Origin of the sequence: Bradyrhizobium sp. SZCCHNR1093 (assembly GCF_032381175.1) — a bacterium.
Lineage (GTDB): Bacteria > Pseudomonadota > Alphaproteobacteria > Rhizobiales > Xanthobacteraceae > Bradyrhizobium.
In genome coordinates this window covers 143880-163406 of record NZ_JAUHJJ010000008.1, presented here as the reverse complement: position 1 = coordinate 163406, position 19527 = coordinate 143880, and the positions used below count along the sequence as shown (strand labels likewise).

At 66.0% G+C, this 19527-nt stretch carries 19 protein-coding genes and 1 pseudogene; 7 read left to right on the top strand and 13 right to left on the bottom strand.

The window, feature by feature from the left end:
• Positions 1–10: 10 nt before the first annotated feature.
• Entirely contained in the window at positions 11–2755 is a 2745-nt protein-coding gene (locus tag QX070_RS23845) for an MFS transporter (RefSeq protein ID WP_315739584.1), read from the bottom strand.
• Between the two features lie 197 nt (positions 2756–2952).
• On the opposite strand from QX070_RS23845, the gene QX070_RS23840 reads away from it, so the two are divergent.
• Positions 2953–3651, top strand: coding sequence for a helix-turn-helix domain-containing protein (locus QX070_RS23840; protein WP_315739582.1), 699 nt, complete (start codon positions 2953–2955; stop codon positions 3649–3651).
• 129 nt (positions 3652–3780) lie between these two features.
• On the opposite strand, the pseudogene QX070_RS23835 reads toward QX070_RS23840, so the two are convergent.
• Positions 3781–4161 (bottom strand): annotated as a pseudogene (locus QX070_RS23835) (Ku protein); the annotation flags it as partial.
• Positions 4162–4720: 559 nt separating this feature from the next.
• Here QX070_RS23835 and QX070_RS23830 point away from each other — a divergent pair.
• The gene (locus QX070_RS23830) at positions 4721–7138 is read left to right on the top strand and encodes a spermidine synthase (protein ID WP_315739581.1); all 2418 of its coding nucleotides are present in this window, start codon (positions 4721–4723) and stop codon (positions 7136–7138) included.
• 4 nt (positions 7139–7142) lie between these two features.
• Here the strand turns inward: QX070_RS23830 and QX070_RS23825 are convergent, their stop codons facing one another.
• From QX070_RS23825 to QX070_RS23815, 3 genes are all read right to left on the bottom strand, one after another.
• Positions 7143–7766: a 2OG-Fe(II) oxygenase family protein gene (locus QX070_RS23825; protein ID WP_315739580.1), complete on the bottom strand. Its 624-nt coding sequence runs from the start codon at positions 7764–7766 to the stop codon at positions 7143–7145.
• Between the two features lie 93 nt (positions 7767–7859).
• Positions 7860–8189: a hypothetical protein gene (locus QX070_RS23820; protein ID WP_315739579.1), complete on the bottom strand. Its 330-nt coding sequence runs from the start codon at positions 8187–8189 to the stop codon at positions 7860–7862.
• A gap of 118 nt (positions 8190–8307) precedes the next feature.
• On the bottom strand, positions 8308–10332 hold the full coding sequence (locus tag QX070_RS23815) for a hypothetical protein (RefSeq protein ID WP_315739578.1): 2025 nt from the start codon (positions 10330–10332) through the stop codon (positions 8308–8310).
• Positions 10333–10613: 281 nt separating this feature from the next.
• Between QX070_RS23815 and QX070_RS23810 the strand changes: the two genes are divergently transcribed.
• Genes QX070_RS23810 through QX070_RS23790 form a run of 5 tightly spaced genes read left to right on the top strand, consistent with a single transcriptional unit; the run spans position 10614 to position 14258 of the window.
• Positions 10614–11498, top strand: a complete 885-nt coding sequence (locus QX070_RS23810; protein WP_315739721.1) for a peptidylprolyl isomerase — start codon at positions 10614–10616, stop codon at positions 11496–11498.
• The gene (locus QX070_RS23805) at positions 11495–12475 is read left to right on the top strand and encodes a HupE/UreJ family protein (protein ID WP_315739576.1); all 981 of its coding nucleotides are present in this window, start codon (positions 11495–11497) and stop codon (positions 12473–12475) included. The genes QX070_RS23810 and QX070_RS23805 overlap by 4 nt, the downstream gene beginning before the upstream one ends.
• A gap of 17 nt (positions 12476–12492) precedes the next feature.
• Positions 12493–13104 (top strand): HupE/UreJ family protein, encoded by a 612-nt coding sequence (locus QX070_RS23800; protein WP_315739574.1) that lies wholly within the window; start codon positions 12493–12495, stop codon positions 13102–13104.
• A complete protein-coding gene (locus QX070_RS23795) occupies positions 13101–13721 on the top strand; it encodes a HupE/UreJ family protein (protein WP_315739572.1) in 621 nt (206 codons plus the stop codon). The genes QX070_RS23800 and QX070_RS23795 overlap by 4 nt, the downstream gene beginning before the upstream one ends.
• Before the next feature lie 45 nt (positions 13722–13766).
• Positions 13767–14258, top strand: a complete 492-nt coding sequence (locus QX070_RS23790; protein WP_315739571.1) for a prepilin peptidase — start codon at positions 13767–13769, stop codon at positions 14256–14258.
• A 19-nt stretch (positions 14259–14277) separates the two neighbouring features.
• Here QX070_RS23790 and QX070_RS23785 read toward each other — a convergent pair whose 3' ends face one another.
• Genes QX070_RS23785 through gspG form a run of 8 tightly spaced genes read right to left on the bottom strand, consistent with a single transcriptional unit; the run spans position 14278 to position 19521 of the window.
• Entirely contained in the window at positions 14278–14901 is a 624-nt protein-coding gene (locus QX070_RS23785) for a hypothetical protein (protein ID WP_315739570.1), read from the bottom strand.
• On the bottom strand, positions 14901–15464 hold the full coding sequence (gspM, locus tag QX070_RS23780; RefSeq protein WP_315739569.1) for a type II secretion system protein GspM: 564 nt from the start codon (positions 15462–15464) through the stop codon (positions 14901–14903). The genes QX070_RS23785 and gspM overlap by 1 nt, the downstream gene beginning before the upstream one ends.
• Positions 15461–16537, bottom strand: coding sequence for a PilN domain-containing protein (locus QX070_RS23775; protein ID WP_315739567.1), 1077 nt, complete (start codon positions 16535–16537; stop codon positions 15461–15463). The genes gspM and QX070_RS23775 overlap by 4 nt, the downstream gene beginning before the upstream one ends.
• On the bottom strand, positions 16534–17478 hold the full coding sequence (locus QX070_RS23770) for a type II secretion system protein GspK (protein ID WP_315739566.1): 945 nt from the start codon (positions 17476–17478) through the stop codon (positions 16534–16536). Before QX070_RS23770 ends, QX070_RS23775 begins: the two co-directional genes overlap by 4 nt.
• A complete protein-coding gene (locus QX070_RS23765; RefSeq protein WP_315739565.1) occupies positions 17478–18197 on the bottom strand; it encodes a type II secretion system protein in 720 nt (239 codons plus the stop codon). Before QX070_RS23765 ends, QX070_RS23770 begins: the two co-directional genes overlap by 1 nt.
• On the bottom strand, positions 18197–18595 hold the full coding sequence (locus QX070_RS23760) for a type II secretion system protein (protein ID WP_315739564.1): 399 nt from the start codon (positions 18593–18595) through the stop codon (positions 18197–18199). The genes QX070_RS23765 and QX070_RS23760 overlap by 1 nt, the downstream gene beginning before the upstream one ends.
• A complete protein-coding gene (locus tag QX070_RS23755; protein WP_315739563.1) occupies positions 18588–19052 on the bottom strand; it encodes a prepilin-type N-terminal cleavage/methylation domain-containing protein in 465 nt (154 codons plus the stop codon). The genes QX070_RS23760 and QX070_RS23755 overlap by 8 nt, the downstream gene beginning before the upstream one ends.
• Complete coding sequence (gspG, locus tag QX070_RS23750) at positions 19045–19521, bottom strand: type II secretion system major pseudopilin GspG (protein ID WP_315739562.1); 477 nt, start codon at positions 19519–19521, stop codon at positions 19045–19047. The genes QX070_RS23755 and gspG overlap by 8 nt, the downstream gene beginning before the upstream one ends.
• Positions 19522–19527 lie beyond the last annotated feature (6 nt).

Genomic DNA, 19527 nt, shown 5'->3' with positions numbered 1-19527 from the left:
GTTTACGTCCTCATTCAGCGGGTTGGGCAGCGGCCGCGATCGCCCCGCGCCGTTCGACGTCGTGCAGGACGCCGCCCTTGCGGGTGTAGACGGCCCAGGTGATCAGCACGCAGGTGACGTAGAAGCCGAAGAAGCCCCATAGGGCGGCCTGCACGCCGCCGGTGAGGTCGATCGAGGTGCCGTAGGATTTGGGAATGAAGAATGCGCCGAAGGCGGCAATCGCGGAGGTGAAGCCGGTGATGGCGGCGGATTCCTTCTCGGCCTGGCGCAGCCGCGTCTCCGCGTCCGCGGTCGGCATGAGCCGGGTCATTTCCTGGCGCATGATGTTGGGGATCATCTGGAAGGTCGATGCATTGCCGACGCCGGTCGCGAAGAACAGCAGCAGGAACATCGCGAAGAAGCCCCAGAATGCACCGGGCTGATCCTTGATGCCGAGGAAGTAGAGCACCCCGAGCACGCCGGCCATCATCAGCAGGAACACCCCGACGGTCACGCGCCCGCCGCCCCATTTGTCGGCCATCCAGCCCGTCGCGGACCGCGACAAGGCACCCACCAGCGGCCCGAGGAATGCGAACTGCAACGCGTCGATGGCCGGGAACTGGGTCTTCGCCAGCAGCGGAAAGCCCGCGGAATAGCCGATGAACGAGCCGAACGTGCCGGTGTAGAGCCAGCACATGATCCAGTTGTGCCGCCGCTGGAAGATGACGGCCTGATCGGCGAAGGACGCTTTCGCGGAGGCGATGTCGTTCATCCCGAACCAGGCGGCGAAAGCACTGGCGACGATGAACGGCACCCAGACGAAGCCGGCGTTCTGAAGCCAGATCGGCATCGGCTGCGACCCGCTCGTCGCCATCGCCGGATCTCCGCCGAACCAGCCGAACACGCCGACCGTGATGACGATCGGCACCACGAACTGGACGACGCTGACGCCGAGATTGCCGAGGCCGGCATTGAGCGCGAGCGCGTTGCCCTTCTCGGCGCGGGGAAAGAAGAAGGAGATGTTGGCCATCGACGAGGCGAAATTGCCGCCGCCAAAGCCGCACAGCAGAGCCAATATCAGGAACACCGGATAGGGCGTTGCGGGATTCTGCACCGCATAGCCGATTCCGATCGCGGGTATCAGCAGCGACCACGTGGCCAGCGTGGTCCACAGCCGGCCGCCGAAGATCGGCACCATGAAGGAGTAGAAGATGCGCAGAACTGCACCGGAGATCCCAGGCAGCGAAGCCAGCCAGAACAGCTCATCGGTCGTGAACTTGAAGCCGACCGAAGGCAGCTTCGCAACCACGACAGACCAGACCTGCCAGACCGCGAAGGACAACAGCAGCGCCGGAATGGATATCCAGAGATTGCGTCGCGCGATGGCTCGGCCCTGCTCCCTCCAGAACGTGTCGTCCTCAGGCCGCCAGTCGGTGAGAACCGCGCCGGACAGGGCTCCGATGTGCTCGGGCCGGTGGATCTCCTCCATTTCCGGCAGCTCCGGCAGCCTCTTCAGCGCCTCGCCGGCAACGCCGCGCTCCATCTGCCGGATCGAGAGATGCATCCAGACCAGCGCGACCCCGACGAGCAGGAAGAGCAGCATGAAGCAGCTGGTTCGCAGACCGGTGAGATCGACCAGCGCGCCGAACGCGATCGGGAGCACGAATCCGCCGAGCCCGCCGATCATGCCGACCAGGCCGCCGACGGCTCCGACATTGTTCGGATAGTAGACGGGGATGTGCTTGTAGACGGCGGCCTTGCCGAGCGCCATGAAGAAGCCGAGCACGAAGACGATGACGACGAACGGGACGAGCCCCATCTCCAGATGAAAGCCGACCTTTCCGTTGACGGTCGTCACGACGTAGTCCGTCGGCGGGTAGGACAACAGGAAGGTCGCGGCGACACCGACCAGAAATGTCCAGTACATCACGCGACGGGCACCGAAGCGATCGGACAAGTGTCCGCCGTAGGCGCGAAACACGCTGGCCGGAAACGAGAACATGGCGGCCATCATGCCGGCCGATTGGATTCCGACACCGTAGACCTTGATCAGGTATTGCGGCAGCCACAGCGACAGCGCGACGAAGGCGCCGAAAACGAAGAAGTAATACAGCGCAAAGCGCCAGACCTGGATGTTCTTGAGCGGCGCGAGCTCGAGCCAGGCGCTGCCGGCCTTCTGCTTGCGCTGCCTTCGCGAGCGGACCACCGGGTCCTCCTCGGAGAACAGCCAGAAGACGATCGCCATGACGCCGATCGCGAGCGCCCATATCTGGGCCACGGTCTGCCAGCCATAGGCGACCAGCACGAACGGCGCGACGAACTTGGTGACGGCGGCGCCCACATTGCCGGCGCCGAAGATTCCAAGCGCAGTGCCCTGCTTGGCCGTCGGATAGAACCGCGACACATAGGCGACGCCGACCGCGAACGAACCACCGGCGATTCCGACAAAGAGCGCGGCGACGAGAAATTGCGGATAGGTATGCGCCCAGGTCAGGAGATAGGTCGCGACCGCCGCGGCGAGCATCACGACGGTGTAGACGCGGCGCCCGCCATACTGATCGGTCCAGATGCCCAGTATCAGCCGGATCAGCGAGCCGCTCAGGATCGGGGTGCCGATCAGGAGACCGAACTCGGTTTCGTTCAGATCCAGCTCTTGCTTGATCCGGATGCCGATGATCGAGAAGATCGTCCACACCGCAAAGCAGATCGTGAACGAGATTGTTGAGAGCCAGAGTGCTCGCGTTCGGTGCTCAGGGCTGAAATCTGCGGCGTCCATGGTGGCCTCGACGTATGGCTTCGACGCCACAGCAGTTATTCGGGGCACCAGGGAAAGGTTTTGCGATGCATCAACCGGACGGTCCGGTCGGCCACAATCTGCCAAATGTCTCAGATCGGATTGTCAGACTGCACGTATGCAATTGACTTTTGTCACGGTTCGGCGCGATAGCGGGTGAGTGACTCCTGGAGCTTCGCTTGCGCCCCGACGAACTCGCCCAGTTGAAGACGCTGCCGCTGTTTGCGGACCTCAGCGAGGAGAACCTGAAGCGGTTGCTCGGCGCGGCTCTGCTGCAGCAATTTCCGGCCGGGGTGCGGTTGGCTCGCGAGGGAGATCAGGCCGACTTCCTGCATGTGCTGATTGGCGGGTTGGTGGAAATCTACACCGAGCAGGACGAGGCCGAGTGGGGCATCTCACTGCTTCGTCCCGTGTCGACCTTCATACTTGCTGCAGTCGTGGTCGATCAGGCGTATCTCAATTCAGCCCGCACGCTGACGGAGTCGCGGGTGCTGCTGATCCCCGCCCGCGATGTAAGGGCACTCTTCGACGAAGACATCGCATTCGCACGGATTGTTGCTCAGGAGCTGGCGTATGCCTATCGCGCTTCTGTCAAGAAACTGAAGGGCACCCTGGCCCGGTCGAGCATCGAGCGTCTCGCCAACTGGATCCTCGCCGAAGCCCAGCGCGAACCGGGGCATGCGAATATCGTCATCCCATTCGACCGCGGCACGCTGGCCTCCCACATCGGCACGACGCGCGAAAACCTGTCACGCAGTCTTGCCCAACTTACGAGCCATGGGATTCGCGTCCGCGGACGAGAGATCGTCATCGACCACAAGGAGCGGTTGGAGCTGTTTGCCCGGCCAAAGCCCCTGATCGACGATCCCGGCTCGTAGGCTTCTTTGGCGTTCGGTCCTGCCCCTCTGTTGGGAACGGCAAATCAGCAGAGTACGGAAACGGAGCGTCGATATAGTTCTTCTCCGCCGCACACCCACTCCGCGTGACAGACGCTGAGACGCCCCGAATCCGATCGGCCCTGGAAAGTGCGGCCGGCAAAGCCGTGATCGCGGGCGACGCTGAGCCTTGTCCACGAACTCGTCGATCTCGATCGTACGCGTGGACTCCAGGGCGATCTCCTCGAGCTCCTCCTTCGAGACCTCGATGTACTGGCCCTTCTCGAGCTCATAGCCCTTGACGATGTCTTCGTGGGGGACCTCTTCGCCCGTATCGGCGTCGACCTTGACGTACTTGATCCGGTGGCCAGTTGTCCGGTTCAGCTGATTGAAGCTGATCTTCTCGGACTCGGAGGTGGCCGGGTAGAGGGCCACCGGGCACGTAACGAGCGACAGGCGCAGGAAGCCTTTCCAATTGGCGGGGGGCCATGTACGCGGAACTCCGGTTGAAATGGTCCGGACTCAAGACGAATGGCGGCGCCGGGTTCCGACGGGCGGCTTTGGTACGCTTCTAAATGGCTGATATCTCAGATAAAATAATTAAATCAACGCTTTGGCGCTTCTCCGTGGTGCCGATGATGGGTCTGGTCATCGTTCCCTGACGGGCCTCATGCGATACAACCGTCTGCGCCGAACGGCTGCTCCCGCAGCTTCTGTCAAACCACCGTCACGTAACGCGAACACAAGGAAACGATCCCGACCTTGGCGGCCGGGGCAGCCGAGCTTGATCCAGTGCTCGGAGCTGCGCCCGCACGGCGCGCTGCATCCGAAGACCGATCGCAGGAATTGCGGGTACCGAATCTTGACCGAAGCAGGCCATGCAGGCCCGTGCGACAATGATCTGATCGCGGAGAAGCAAGGCGTCGGGTCTCTCGGCGTCGGTCCCGTCGCCTGCCGGAGCACGGCTCGGCTGAGGGCGCTGAGGCTGCTGATTGCTGCATCCGGCCTCGCCGGGCTGGGCTATGAGATCGTCTGGACGCGTCAGCTCGCCCTCGCCCTGGGCACGGAAATGATGGCCGTGCTCGGCGCCATCGCAGGATTTTTCGCCGGACTGGCGGTGGGCGCCTTCTTCCTCGATGGCAGGATCCGCCGCGCCGCCAATCCGCACCGGGTGTATGCCGTTCTCGAAACGGTCATCGGCCTGTGGGGGCTGTGTGCGATCTGGCTGCTTCCCGCGTGCGCGCACGCCCTCGCGCCGCTGCTCGGCACGGCGCCCTCCCCCGCCTTGTTATGGAGCGCGAGCTTCCTGCTGCCGACGCTGGTGCTGTTGCCGGCGACGGTTGCGATGGGCGGGACGCTGACCGCGCTGGAACGCATGATGTCCGCGGCGCGCGGCCCGCAGCCCGTCAGCGCCGGCGTCTACGGCGCGAACACGGCCGGCGCCGTCGCTGGCACGCTGCTGTCCACCTTCGTGCTGATCCCCGCGCTTGGATTGTCGACGACGCTGCTTTGCCTGGCAGCCGTCAACGCAGCCTGCGCGTTGGCAGCGCTCCGCCTCGGCGGAGCCGTGCAAGTCGACCCTCGGGCGGGCGATGATCGCGAGCCTGCTGTCGCCGACCTCCGCCTGACAGGAACGCTGTTCGTCACCGGCCTGCTCGGCATCGCGTTCGAAGTGCTGGTCGTGCGCCTGGCCGCGCAGATGATGCAGGACACGGTCTATAGCTTCGCCTGTCTGCTGGCAGCCTACCTGCTGGGCACCGCGATGGGCGGCATGATCTGGCAGCGCGTCGGGCCGAGGGTTGCGCTCGGCAAAACCGCCTTGATCAGCAGCACCGCGCTCGTCTGCCTCGGCACGGCGCTCATGACGCCCTTGCTTGGCGGCGTCGCTGACAGCGCGGCGAGCCTCGGTGTCGCCGGCGAGCTCGGACTCGCGCTGACGCTGTTCCTGTTACCCGCGATGGCGATGGGCGCCTTGTTCGGCCAGCTCATGCAGGATGTCCGCAACGTCAGGGGATCAGTCGGCTGGGCCGTCGGCATCAACAGCCTCGGCGCAGCCGTTGCGCCGCTGACCGCGGCACAGCTGCTGATTCCCGCTTTCGGCACTTGGAGAGCATTGGTCCTCGTTGCCGTCGGATATCTTCTGCTGCTGCAGCCCCAACGCGCTGCGCTGCGCTGGGCGGCGGCGCCCGCTCTACTTGCACTCGCGCTGTTGTGGCTTCCCGCCCCCCTGCTCATCAAGGTCCCGCCGGGCGGCAAGCTTCTGGCCGTGCGCGAGGGACCGATGGCGACCGCGAGCGTCGTCGACGACGCCTCAGGAGCACGCTATCTCGAGGTGAACGGCCACTTCCGCATGGGCGGCACCAGTTCGGTGCGATCCGATTTCCGCCAGGCCATGCTGCCGCTGCTCTTGCATCCAGCGCCGCGCAGCGCCCTCTTCCTCGGTGTAGGCACCGGCGCGACCGTGCTCGGCGCGGCGCAGATGCCGGGCCTCGACGTGCGCGCGGTCGAGCTGTCCTCCGAGGTCGTCGCGCTGCTGCCCTGGTTCGACAACCCCGCGGCCGAGAAGGAAAGGCCGCCGATCTCCGTTGCCGATGCCCGGCGCTTCATCATCGCCGATGACGGACGCTACGACGTGATCGTGGCGGACCTGTTCCACCCGGCGCTCGATGGCAGCGGCGCGCTGTACACGGTCGAACATTTCGCGGCCGTCAAGCGGCGACTGGCGACCGAGGGCGTGTTCTGCCAGTGGCTGCCGCTCTATCAGCTCGATACGCCGTCACTGCGCGCGATCGTCAGAAGCTTTCTCGCAGTCTTCCCACAAGGGTCCGCCTGGCTGAACCATTACAGCGTGCGCACGCCGATGCTGGCTCTGATCGGATCAGGCGCCCCAAGCCCGATCGACCCCGAGCTCGTCGCCGCACGGTTCTCCGACCGGAAGCTTCACCCGGTCATTCAACCTCTCGGCTTCGATCAGCCGATCGATCTTCTGGGCCAGTATGTCGCCGGCGCCAAAGCGCTCGCGAGCTTCGCCGGTCCGGGACCGCGCAACACCGACGATTTCCCGTTCGTCACGTTCGACGCGCGCAGCAATGTCCACGCTCTCTCGGCGGCCCCATGGCAATTGCTGCTGACGGTCCTCAGCCAGACAAAGACCGACGCGGTCGATTTGCTGGAAGACTCGAAACGCGGAATGTGGGAGGAACGGCTCGGCGCCTATTGGCGGGCCCGCAACCGATTCATCCAGGCCGGCGCCGCGCTGACCGGCGAACCGCGCGGGCCGGCGCTCATTGCAGCCGCCGCCCCCGGCCTCCTCGATTCCATTCGCGCCAGCGCCGAGTTCGAGCCGGCCTATGCGCCGCTGATGAGCATGGCAAAAGCGCTGCTTGCATCGGATCGCGCGGCTGCTGAACGCCTGCTTCGGGCGATCGACGCCGCCGCGCCGTCGCGACGCGACGCGCGCGACCTGCTGTCGCGCGAGTTCGAACGATAGCGCGTCAGGACGAGAAGCTGACGCGGTAGCCCCAGCAGTCCAGATGATCAGGAATCGCGTTGAAGGCGATCGTGATGCGCTGATCGCCCTGATTGCGCGGCACCTCGTGATAGAGATAGCTCGGGAACAGCACGAGATCGCCCGGCTCCGCCTCGGGCAGCACGTATTTGCCGGCATTGAACGGGCCGACTGCGGCGCTGCGCGTGTGATGGCGGAACGAGAAATCGCTGCCACCGGGCGGCCGCACGAACACGGTGCGGCTGCCGGGATGCGACGGCGTCAGATAGAAGATGCCCGAGATGAAGCTGTTGGCGTGGGCGTGCAGGGTCTGGTTGCCGCCGGTCTCCAGCATGTTCGTCCACATCTCCTTGACCGTCCAGCGCAGCTTCTCGCCGAACAGCAGCTCGCCGAAATCGACCAGCTTGGGCACGGCGAGTTCGGCGATGGTCTGAAACAGATTGTTGGCGCGAGGATCGGCGACCTCGGTGTGGAACAGCTGTCCGGACCGCAGATTGTTCTCGATCTTCGAATTGCGGATGGCTGCCACCGCCGCGTCCTTGAGCTCGGCGCTCAAGAGCCCGGGCGAACGCAACAACGGTATCGGGAAAAGAGCTTCGATCTGGTCCATGTCTCAAGGCCTTGCACGCGCCGCAACAGGACCGACAAATTGCCGACTTGCATGACAGCCGGATGACGAGAGTGGAGACGCGGCGCGCGCCCGTCAGCGCGTCGGCATTTCGTCGGCACGAAGAATGTTGAGCCGCTCGCCGGGCTTCAGGCTGTGGGGCCGGTCGCGCACTTCCAGCACGGCCCGCTCGGCCTTCTCGACACAATCATCGAACTCGCCATTGCCGGCCTCGACCAGCGCCTGCTGAATGTCCCGCTCGGCGAAATAGCGCGAGACGTCGTCCGCCGGCAAGGTCGCCGCCTGCGCACGTGCCTCGGCCACCGCGGCGTCGCAGGCCTCCTGCGTCGGCTCCTCGTCATGCGCCGATGCGACGACGGTCGTGAGGGCAAGAACGGCGAGAATCACGGCGGACAAGCGAGGCATCACGTCGGCGAACCCCAGGGCACAGGTTTCAAAGACGAAGCACCGGTTCGCAAACCGGCGCTCGGAGCGAGCAGGATCCGACGGGGCGGTATCGTCCCGCCGGATCGATGCCGATCAATCAGTCGCGGTTGAAGGCCCAGCGACCCCAGTGGCCCCAGTGGCCCCAATGATCCCAGTCGTGCCAGTGGTGATGGTCGTGAGCCAGCTTTCGCGCCAGCTCCTTGTTCTTCTCCACCAGCAACTTGGGCGCATCGTACGGACGGACGAAGATCGGGTTCGCATAGAACCAGACGTTCGACCAGGCCTGCACGTCGTTGGTCACCTTCTTCACGCCGCCGACCGTGCCGAGGTGCGACGGACATGCCGGATCCGTGCAACTGACGGTGGCGTTGCTGGCGTCGAGCAGCGGATTGCCGGCGCTATCGGACACGTTCGGCGTGGCCGGCGGAATGTTGGTGCCGCGGGCGCGGATGTAGAAGGGAGTCTTGCCCGCGATGAAGGTGGTCCTGAAGCTGAGCCGGACCGAACCGTTGCGCAGCTTGCGGCTCTGCATCTTGGTCGCCTGGATCTGCTTCGCGATCTTGGCCGAGGGGTTGTAGACGATGGCCGCACCATCGACACCCTTGGCATTGGCCACCGCATAGCCCGGGGCGCCCGGCGCGATCGGACCGGTGATGTCGCCGGTAATCAGATCGACGTGGTCGAGATAGGGCTCGTTCAACGGCTGCTTGATGCCGACCGGCAGCAGCAGCGGATTGTTGAAGCTGTACGGGCTGTTGTTGGAGGCCGGAACGGTCATCTCCATCTCGAGCGTGACCTTCTCGCCGGGACGCACGACCAGCGTCTCGCCCATCGTCTTCCAGTCGTCGTCCCACTCACCCTTCGCACGGAACTCCATGTCGGAGTCGATGAGGTGGGCGTTGACCGAATAGGAGTTGCCCGAACGCATGCCGTCGATGATGGACTGCTGGGAGAAACGCCGCTCGTTCGGCACGTAGAGCCTGGTGTACTCGCCGGGGATGAAGTCCGCCGTCGTGCCGGGATCGCGCGCGCCATAGACGCCGCGGCTGTGCCAGTCCGAGCTCTGAAACAGGAAGAAGTTGCGGCCTTCGCCGAGCAGACCATCCCACAGCCCGCCGACCTTGGCGGTGTAGACGCCCTGCATGCCGTAGGTACCGCCGCCGACTGCGCCTGAGCCATAGGAGCCCGAGCCGCCGTTCACGCCGCCCTCGGCCATGTGACCCGGGGCTTCGATGCCGAACGCGACCGTCGGGCCGGCATTGTTGAAGTCACGGAAGTGCTCGATGTTGTAGCCGGCCGAGCCGTTCGGGTTGAACGGTCCCTGCCGCTCGGTATGGGTCGGCACCACATAGGATTGCAGCGGGTGGTTCGCCTGCAGCCAGGCGATGCCGGCAACGGCCTTCTGGTGGCCGGCCGTGCCGGAATTGTTGACATTGTCCTTGCCGGCCCAGACCGGGTTGTTGCTGGCATCGACCGGACCGATCGCGTCGGTGTCCCCGCGGTCGAAGCGATATTCGAACTCGGCCATCTTGTCGGCATTGCCGTAGCCGCGCGGGTTCTGGCCGGCGATCACGGCGACGTCGCCATGCTCGTGGCCGGGCAGGATCCACTCCAGGCCCTCGACCAGCACCTTGTTGTAGGTCGCGGTGCGATTGACGATGGTCGGGTACTCGATCTCCTTGATCGACTGCCAGCGCCACATCTTGGCGTTGGTGCCGGTGCCGTTCGGCGTGCCCTTCAGGCTGGTGATCGTGATGCCGTCGATGGTCTTGCCGAGCGTCTGGCTCCAATACGTCGTCGTGTTGTCGCCGGGGATGTTGGCGCTCGCATCGCTGAAGCGGCAATCACGATTGCCCGAACCGCCGTGGTTGCCGAGCGTGAACCAGTCGAGATCGAAATTGGTGCCGCCAGCAGCCGCGGTGCCCTTGCCGACCGAGCGGTCGATCGCATAGCCGGCTGCGACCGAACCGTCGGTGCAGGTGTTGTGGTTGTGCATGTCGCCGGCGACATACGGATTGTTCTTGCTCGCTTCCCCCCAACGCTCCCCAGCGTCGGCGCTCTGCGACAGAGCCAGCGAGACCGAGGCCGCTGTCAGCAGGATTTTCTTGGCAGATGGAACCATTATCGTCGCCCCTAAAGAATTCGATCGATCTCCAAACCGGATGACAACGCGACCGATGCGCCGTTGTCATTCGCGGCGCGAACAAACCAAAACTCGGAGACAGTTTGTTGAAGGATTTATTTTTGCCGGTGCCTTCCCAACGAACATTCGCGGTCCGCAGTCGTTGCGAAATTTTTGTGACACCGACGTTTGCCCGGTGACAACGGCAAGTGTGCCGTTGCATATACGCGCCGCGCAACGAGCGCGGTCCGAGTTGTAAAGAACGTATGTCAGCCCCTGCCATGTCGAATGCGGCGCAGACCTTCGAGAGCGCCTCTGCACGCTCCAATCAGCAAGATGGCAACAGCTCTTCCCCTGCGCGATCATCATCCGTGACCGCCCTGCGCGGGCTCAGCAGGGAGCCACTCCTGCACTTCCTTGTTCTCGGTGGCCTGATCTTTGCGGCCGATGCCATCATCCACCCGCCGGCGAAGGACGAGAAGGTCATCACCGTGACCAAGGCACTGCGCCAGTCCTTCGTCGACACGTTCGACGAGGACAAGCAGCGGACCCCGAGCGAGGCCGAGCTGCAGAAGATGGTCGAGGCCTGGGTCGCCAGCGAAATCCTCTATCGCGAAGGCAAGACGCTCGGCGTCGACCGCGGCGACGAGATGATCCGCGACCGTGTCGCGTTCAAGCTGCAATATCTGATCTTCGATCAGGTGCGCGTGCCACAGCCGAGCGAGGAGCAGTTGCGCGCCTGGTTTGCCGACAATCATGCCCGGTTCGACGAGCCCGAGCGTGTGAGCTTCCTCATGACGCCACCCAGCGACGAAGCGACGGCGCGGCGCTACCTGGACGACATTCGCGAGCAGCGCGAATCCGAGGAGCTGCGCGATCAGACGCGCGCGGTTCTCGACCGACCGGTACCGAGCCTGGCCACCGGCTTCGGCGACGGCTTCAGCGACGGCCTGCTCAAGGCGCCCCTCCAGGAATGGACCTTGCTGCAGTCGAAGGACGGGTGGCACGTGGTTCGTCTCGACGCCCGGACGCCGGGCGCTCCGGCGAAACTCGAGGACATTCGCGCCGAGGCGGCCAAGATCTGGCACACCGAAGAGACGCGGAAGCGGGCCTGGGAGGCGGTGAGCCGGCTCAAGGCCAACTACACGATCAGGTACGAGCCGTGACCGGCGCGCGCGCCCTGCTCGCCATCGTGCTCGCGCTCGCGGCGCTGCTGCCTGGGCGGCCGGCGGCTGCGCATCAGGCGACGATCGCCGTGCTCGAGTTTCGCGAGATGCGCTCCGGCGTCTATATCGGGCGATGGACGACCTTGCCGAAGGATGGCGTCAACCGCATCGATCTCAAGATGCCCCCGCATTGCTACCTTCGCCTGCCGGAGCTCAATTGCGGCGACAAGGGCCTCGTCGGACAGATGACGATCGCCAATCTCGGCGAGGACATGTCGGCAGCCATCATCCGTGTGACGTCCCTGGCTGGAGAGACGCGCAGCTACACGATCTCGGCGGCCAATCCGGTCGTGACGGTGCTCGGCACCGACGCGCCGACGCTCGAGACCTGGCTCGAGCTTGCGAAGACCTATGTCAATCTCGGCATCGACCACATCCTGCTCGGCGCCGATCACCTGCTGTTCGTGCTCGGGCTGATCTGGATCGTCCAGGGCGGCTGGCGCCTGCTCAAGACGATCACGGCCTTCACGATCGGCCACAGCGCCTCGCTCGCCGCAACGGCGTTCGGATGGATCGGCGTTGCCGAGGGGCCGCTCAATGCGTGCATCGCGCTCAGCATCGTGTTCGTCGGCGTCGAGATCGTCAAACAGCAGCGCGGCGAGACCGGGCTGACCGCCCGCTATCCATGGGCCGTCGCCTTCAGCTTCGGTCTCGTGCACGGCATCGGCTTCGCCAGCGCGCTGGCCGGGCTCGGGCTCGAGCGGCGGATCCTGCCTGCGGCGCTGCTCTTCTTCAATGTCGGCGTCGAGATCGGACAGATCCTGTTCGTGCTGCTGGTGCTGGCGCTGATCTGGGCGCATCGCCGCCTCGGCGCGGCGCTGCCGCGATGGGGCGCCGAGCTGCCGGCCTATGCGATCGGCTCAGTGTCGATGTTCTGGTTCCTGGGCCGTCTGGTGCGGGTTCTGGCGGCCGCATGATGACGAATGGGACGAACATGATCGCGCGCAAACTCCTGCACACCATGTTGGGTGCGGCGCTGCTCTCGCTGCTGTCGGCGGATCCGAGCCTTGCCCACGAGCAGACGGGCGTCGGCGGCGGGCTGGCCAGCGGCCTGCTGCATCCCTTGACGGGGCTGGATCACCTGGTCGCGATGGTTGCAGTCGGCATCTGGGGCGCGCAGCTCGGCGGCGCTGCGATCTGGATCCTGCCGGTCGTCTTCCCGCTGGTGATGGCGTTCGGTGCCGTCCTGGGAATCCTCAAGATCGGGCTGCCCGTCCCGGAGCTCATCATCGCGCTCTCGGCGCTGGTCCTCGGGCTTGCGGTCGCGCTGCGCATCCGTGTCCCGTTCGCGGTTGCGGCCGTCATCGTTGCGATCTTCGCCATCTTTCATGGCCACGCGCATGGCGTCGAGCTTCCGACGGCGGCGAATCCGCTGGCCTATGGCTGCGGCTTCGTGGTCGCGACCGGGCTTCTCCACGCCTGCGGCATCACCATCGGCGCGCTCGCGCGCTGGCCGGGCGGAGAGCGGATCATCCAGGGCGTCGGGGCAGCCATCGCCGCGCTCGGCGGCTACTTCCTGGTCGCCAGCCTGGGAGTCGCGGCATGAGCACGTTCCGCCGGACTGCGCTGCTCGCATCCGTGCTGCTGCTGACGCAAGCGCAGATCGCCGATGCCCACATCGTATCGGCCCGGCTCGGCGACTTCTACGCCGGTGCCCTGCATCCGCTGCTCACCCTGCAGGACGTCGTGGTCTGGGTCGCGCTCGGATTGCTGGCCGGCTCGCTCGGCGCGGCGAGCGGACGATGGCTGGTCGTGGTGTTTCCGGTCGGCCTATGTACCGGGCTCGCGCTTGCTGTCGGTTCGGGCGTCACCCTCGTTTCCCCGTTGATCGATGCCGCGACGATCCTCGTGCTCGGGCTGCTGCTGGCGGCGGCCTTGCGCATTCCCGTGACATTGCTGAGCGCGATCGCATTCGTGCTCGGCGTGATGCGCGGCGCCGCGAACGCCGGCGAGCTCGTGCCGCAGACCGACCGCCTCCTCTATGCCGCCGGGCTCGCCGGTGCGGGCTACGCCACCATCACCCTCGTGATGGCGCTCGCGCTCAGCTTCAGGCGTCCCGACACCGAGCCGCTGTCGAGCTGGCGCGGGATCGCCGTGCGCGCGGTCGGCGGCTGGGTCGCCGCGATTGGCCTGATGATGGCGGGACTATCGCTCGCATCCTGAGCCGCCTATGCTCAGGCGATCTGACACCGCTAGTCCCCACATCGCGTGACGAACGCCATCAACATCCTCTCCATCCTCGTGCTGCTCCTGACCTGCGCCGGCCTGATCTGGACGGATCTGCGCAGCGGCCTGCTGCCGGACTGGATGAATGCGCTGGTCGCTGCCAGCGGCTTTCTGAGAACCGCGACGCTCGTCGATCTGCCCGAGGCCCTATGGACCGTCGCTGCGGCCCTTGCCGTCGGCTTGGCCCTGTTGCTGCTGCGCCGACTCTACGTGATGGCCCGCGGCCGCCACGGGCTGGGCCTCGGCGACGTCAAGTTTCTCATGGCGGCAACGTTCTGGGCCGGCCTGCCGAGTCTGCCGATCCTGCTGCTCATTGCCACGACGACGGCACTCGCCGCGGCGCTCGCGCTCTCCGTCACGGGCCGCCGGCTGACAGCCCAGACGGCACTGCCGTTCGGTCCGTTCCTCGTCCTCGGCCTGCTTGCCGTGCTCGTCCTGCAAGCCAGCAGCAGTGAGTTGATCGTGACCTTCTGAATACCGTGGGACGATGTCCTCATCGCGCGCGCCGCGCCATCCGCTCGCGTCCGCCCGGTGGCATGGGCGGGGTCATCGGCGCCGCCTGCACGTCGCTGTTTGCCGTCGTGCCGAGCTGCGGCATCTGCAGGGTGACTGTCTCCGGTGCCTTCAGCAGCGAGGCCTCGCGCGGTCGCAGCGACTGCAGCACCCATCCCTCATGCGAGGCGCCGACCCGCAAGCGAAGCGATGCCTGCGACGAGGCATCGACGAAGATGCCGAAGCTCTCCTCATCCCCGATGACCGTGCCCACGAGTTGCAGGTTTGGTCGTTCCGGCTCTCTCGGCGGCGGAGGCGGCGGCGCGCGCATCACCATGACGGGTGCGGCAACCGGCGGCGGCCGGCGCGAGGCCGAGAAGATCGGACGATCGCGCGTCGCCGAGAGAGCGCTGATGGGAACCTCCCACAGCGGATTGGCGCTCGTGCCCGCCGGGACTTGCACGCTGGCAGCAGCGGCCGGCCGGTTGGAGTCGAATGGCGCGGCCTGGACGGGCGGAGCAGGCTCGAGACCATCCGCCGTCTCGCCGCACGCCCGGCCGAGCGAAGCTGTAAGAATGCACACGGTCGCAACGGTGACGAGACCTGGGCGGACGAACGATCGCATCACATCTTTCCTTGCCATTGGCCCGACACGGTGACCAGCACCGTCAGCCGCCCCACGCCGCCGGCAGCAGCCGCCAGCGGCTGCTGCACGTGCAGTTGATCGACGAAGAGAAACGGCAATCCGGCTTCGAGGTCATAGAGCAGCTGCTGCAGCGCCGGCTGTTCGAGCTCGCAGCTCGCCACGACGCTGATCAGGTTGGTGGTGGCGCGTGCCGCCGGCAGCTCGACCTGGGTCGACAGCACGCTGCCGCCGACCTTGCTGATCGCCTCCGTGAGGCGCTGCACCAGCGCCGCGCCCGCGATGGTGACCGTTCGTCCTTCGACGAACATCGATCCGCCCGAAGCCGTCGCGCTGCCCGCGGCCGAACTGCCGCCCGGCCGTTTGCGTCCGGAAAACTGCGCCAGCTGCGCGTTGGTGTCGTTGAGCTGACCGCGCTTGGCGACGAGATCGACGACCGCTGCAGCACCAAGCCAGAGCAGCGCCACGATGGTCACCGCATAGAGGATCGCAGAAGCGGCCGGCGAGTTAACAAAGATTCGGCGCAGCGATGTCGACCAGTTCATGCCCGGTCTCCGAAATAGGCGTTGATGCGCGCCTCGATATGGAAGCGCTCGCCCGCTTCCCCGGCGGTGCGCGTCGTCGGCGCGTAGAAGGTGGCGCGGCTGAACTGCGGCGATTGCTCGATCAGCCCAATCAGCGCGGGCGCATCCTGGGTCAGGCCGGAGATCTGCAGCCGATCGTTCTCGATATGCATCTCGACGACATACGTCCCGTCGGGCAGAATCTTCGACAGCGTGTCGAGGACGATGACGCTGGCGGGGCTGGTCTGCTTGCGCTTGGCGAGCAGCCCGTCGGCGGCGGTGGCGCCCATCGCGGGCCGCAAGGCGGCGCGAAGCCGCGCGACCTGCGCCTGGGCGTCATCGAGCTCACCATCCACATATCCGCCGATCAATGTCGTCGTGATCAGCAGCATCGCCGTGGTCGCAGCCACCGACAGCCAGCCGAGCTTGAGCACGCGCCCGAGATCGCAGCCGCCGACGAACGACGAGCGCAGCGACGTCTTGAAGATCTGGATGGGGGCGGCATCGGGTGAGCCTGAGCCGACGTCGGTCGTGATGACGAGCTTTGCGGCGCCAACCTGATCGGCCAAGGCGAGCAAGGGCTGGACCAGAGCCCGCGGCGTCGCCGCGAGCGTTAGTGCGATCCGGTCGTTGGCAGTGCGTGGGGCGCTGTAACCGTAGAGGACCTGTTCGAGATTCCACGGCGTCAGCCTGCCGATCTGGGTCCGGATCATGCCGTCGAGAAACGGCTCGGCCTGCTTCGGATAGTCGAGGGGGCGGATCAGGACGCTCTCGGCGGCAAGATGAATCTCCAGCGCGGCGCCGCGCAGCGTTCGCAGCCACTCCGGCGAGAGCCCGGCCAGCGCTGCGCCCGCGGCCGGATTCACCCTTGCCGGCGCCAGCGTCGGTTTCGCCTTCGGCGGCGCCTGCACCGTCATGACGACGGTTTCTGGCTGATCGTAGCGGATCAGGACCCGCGGACGTCTGAGCTGCCGATCGGCTACGGCCTCGATCGCTGCGGCGACGCTCGCCGTCCACACCGTCAGTCCGCGCTCGATCGCTTCGGTCAGCTTCATGGCATCCTCCGCGCCTGAAGCGCTCCCCTCGGTTGCGGCCCCTCGTCCTGCCGCGCCTGCAGCCGATAAGGCTCCTCGCCTTCGCCGGGAACGATCACCGCCGTCGCCGCATGACGAAGCCCGCCCGCCGGACCGACGACGATGCGTAGCCGGTAAGCCTTGCTCCTGCCCTTGGCGGCATCCTTCGCAGCGGGGCCCAGTGCCTTGACAAGCGTATCGGCATCCTGTGACAGCGACGCCCGCGCGTTGAGGAAATCCTTCAAGATCAGTGGCGTCATTCCCGGCAACGCTGCAACGACTTCCGGCGCCGCGATCGTCGGATCGATGCCGGGAGAGCCGTTGAAAACGGTCACCAACGGAAGCACCCGATCGATCAGCGATGCGGGAATGCCGAGGACGAGCGACAGCTCGCCGACATGCGCGAACGGCGCCAGGCGCGGCACCCGTTTGAGACCGGCCGCCGCGTAGCGCGCCTCCTCCGCCTGGGCCTTGGCTGCATTGGACGGCTTGGAGCGCCACGCAACCACCCGCTCGGCATGATCCTTGGCAACGTCCCGGTCGACGCCCAACGTGACGAAGAGATTTTCGAGCATGTCCTCCGACGCGGTGTTGAGATCGATCCGCGCCGCTTCGTTGACGAACGAGACCGCAATGTCGTTGCCTGCAAGCGCCAGCCGGAAACCGCCCTGTCTCGGCCGCTCCTCGTCCTTGGACAGCAGCAGACGATAGGCCGAGAGTTCGATGGCCGCCGAGATCAGCGCATCGGCCTCGACCGCCTCGTCCTCGAGCCGCAGCAATCGCGCCGAGCTTCCCAGTTGCTGCGAGACGACCACGACGAGGGCGGCCAGCGCCGCAAGCATCCAAAGCGCCGCAATGAGGATGAAGCCATCCTGCGCGCCGCGCCCGTCGGCAGAACCTCTGGTGACGGAAGGGGCCGGCATCAATCGATCGGCTCGCTCTTGTTTGGTTGCGGCGGCTCGGCCGCGGCCGGCTGGTTCGCGGTGCCGCCCGTTCCCGTATCGGCAAAGCCGCCGCCCGGCGCATCGACCTGAATACGGACAGCGCTGACGAGAACCGCGGCGCCGCCGCGGCTGTCGTCGTACACCGTCATGCGAACGGCGGACGGCAGCCTGGTCGCATCGCGCCACTCCGTCGTCCACGCCATCGTCCTGTCAGCATAGGCGAACGACATGCGGAACGGCGCAGACAACAGCACCACGGGATCGCCGAAACGGAAATGCTCGGTCACTGGCTGACCGACCGACACAGGCTCGAACGCGGCACGCGATCGCCGCAGAGCGCGCTCGCCCCTGCTCCCTTCCTCGCCGATGCGCACGATATCGAGGCCATGTCCCGCATTCGGACCAAACTCGGCGCGCACGAACACCGCCGAGACCTCGTTGCCCACGAACAGCGGTCCCTTCTGCTCGCGATTGGCCGAAACAAACTGCGCGGCGGCGAAATCATCGCCGACCCGCCGCAGCGCAGCGGCCACCATCTCCGCGCGCTGCACGCGATCCAGGCCACGCTTCCACGCCGGCAGCCATTGCGACGTCACTGCGGCCAGCGCCGACAAGACGATGCCGGCAATCGCGAGCGCGCCGAGCGCCTCGATCAGCGCGAAGCCCTGCTGTTGCGGCCGATCGGATCGGACGATCATCAGCGCGCTCCTCGCGCGAGGCGGACCGTCTGCACATCGGCCATGGCGCCCGAGCCGGTCTTGACGCGCAAGGTCACCGCCTCCGGAATCCACCCGGTCTGTCCGGCCGGTTCATTCCAATCACCGCCGAGCGGCCTGACCTGCAGCACCACCGCGCCGGACCCGGAGCGCTGATCGGTGCTGCCCGGCTGCAGCCGGCCGCGATCGGCCAGCAATGTGGCCAGCGCCAGCCTCATGTCGGTGACGAGGGTGACATGCTGCTCGAGCTTGCGAACACTGGCCGCGTTGCGTGACACCACGGCGCCGATGGCGATGATCGACACGCTGACGATGGCGAGGGCGACGAGCACCTCGATCAGCGTGAAGCCGGCTTCGCTGCGATCAGCGGTCTCAACCATTGGCGAGCGCGCGCGAGACAATGTCGATTCTCCCCGTCAGCCAGTTGACCCTGATCTCCAGGCTCAATTCGGCGCGCGACAATGTGATCGCTCCTCCGCAGGACAGTCCGTCAGGAAAGAAGCTGATCGTCGCCAGCACCGGCCGATGCTGGCAGCTGCGCGGCAACGTTGCCAGAAACGCGACATCGTCGGGCAGCTTCAGCGCAGCCGCGCCGCTGCCGGAGCGGATCAGGCGGCGCGACGTGTCGATCTCGGTGTCGACGCGCGTGCCGGTCCGCATCGACGAGGCACGATCCGACTTCAGGAGTGTCGCGGCCTGCAGCGCATAGGCCTGCAGCCGCGGCCGCGATGTCTGCCGCGGCAGGTAAGGCAGCGCGACGGACGCCAGCAGCGCGACGATCGCGAGCACACAGACCATCTCGAGCAGCGTAAAGCCGCGCTGGCCGTTGTCACTCACTGCGCGCGCTCGTCTGCGTTCCCAGGACGATGTCCGCCGCCGTCCCGCTGCCGCCCTCCTGGCCATCGGCACCGTAGGACAGGATGTCATACGGGCCGTGATCGCCCGGTGCGCGGTAGACGTAAGCCGTGTTCCACGGATCTTTCGGCACGGCCCCGCCCCTGAGATAAGGACCGTTCCAGGTGCTCAGTCCGGCCGGCCGTTGCGCCAACGCACCGAGGCCTTCCGAGGTCGAGGGGTAGCGGCCGGCATCGAGATAGAACAGGTCGAGCGCCGCCGAAAAGCTCTGCAACTGGATCCGCGCTGCCTTGGTCTTGGATTCGCTGAGATAGTTCAGAACGCGCGGACCGATCAGTCCCATGATCAGGCCAATGATCGTGATCACGACCAGCATCTCGACCAGCGTGAAGCCGTTCTCGTGTTCGCGCCCGGCCCTCGTGGACGGCCCGATCTGCGTATCCGATCTCATGTCGTT

Excerpts from the sequence above, each read along its gene's own strand:
- QX070_RS23825 (WP_315739580.1), bottom strand. The coding sequence starts at position 7,766 with ATGGACCAGATCGAAGCTCTTTTCCCGATACCGTTGTTGCGTTCGCCC.
- QX070_RS23765 (WP_315739565.1), bottom strand. The coding sequence starts at position 18,197 with ATGATCGTCCGATCCGATCGGCCGCAACAGCAGGGCTTCGCGCTGATC.
- gspG (WP_315739562.1), bottom strand. The coding sequence starts at position 19,521 with ATGAGATCGGATACGCAGATCGGGCCGTCCACGAGGGCCGGGCGCGAA.
- QX070_RS23775 (WP_315739567.1), bottom strand. The coding sequence starts at position 16,537 with ATGAAGCTGACCGAAGCGATCGAGCGCGGACTGACGGTGTGGACGGCG.
- QX070_RS23760 (WP_315739564.1), bottom strand. The coding sequence starts at position 18,595 with ATGGTTGAGACCGCTGATCGCAGCGAAGCCGGCTTCACGCTGATCGAG.
- QX070_RS23810 (WP_315739721.1), top strand. The coding sequence starts at position 10,614 with ATGTCGAATGCGGCGCAGACCTTCGAGAGCGCCTCTGCACGCTCCAAT.
- QX070_RS23845 (WP_315739584.1), bottom strand. The coding sequence starts at position 2,755 with ATGGACGCCGCAGATTTCAGCCCTGAGCACCGAACGCGAGCACTCTGG.
- QX070_RS23800 (WP_315739574.1), top strand. The coding sequence starts at position 12,493 with ATGATCGCGCGCAAACTCCTGCACACCATGTTGGGTGCGGCGCTGCTC.
- QX070_RS23795 (WP_315739572.1), top strand. The coding sequence starts at position 13,101 with ATGAGCACGTTCCGCCGGACTGCGCTGCTCGCATCCGTGCTGCTGCTG.
- QX070_RS23785 (WP_315739570.1), bottom strand. The coding sequence starts at position 14,901 with ATGCGATCGTTCGTCCGCCCAGGTCTCGTCACCGTTGCGACCGTGTGC.
- QX070_RS23820 (WP_315739579.1), bottom strand. The coding sequence starts at position 8,189 with ATGCCTCGCTTGTCCGCCGTGATTCTCGCCGTTCTTGCCCTCACGACC.
- QX070_RS23830 (WP_315739581.1), top strand. The coding sequence starts at position 4,721 with ATGGCCGTGCTCGGCGCCATCGCAGGATTTTTCGCCGGACTGGCGGTG.
- QX070_RS23770 (WP_315739566.1), bottom strand. The coding sequence starts at position 17,478 with ATGCCGGCCCCTTCCGTCACCAGAGGTTCTGCCGACGGGCGCGGCGCG.
- gspM (WP_315739569.1), bottom strand. The coding sequence starts at position 15,464 with ATGAACTGGTCGACATCGCTGCGCCGAATCTTTGTTAACTCGCCGGCC.
- QX070_RS23815 (WP_315739578.1), bottom strand. The coding sequence starts at position 10,332 with ATGGTTCCATCTGCCAAGAAAATCCTGCTGACAGCGGCCTCGGTCTCG.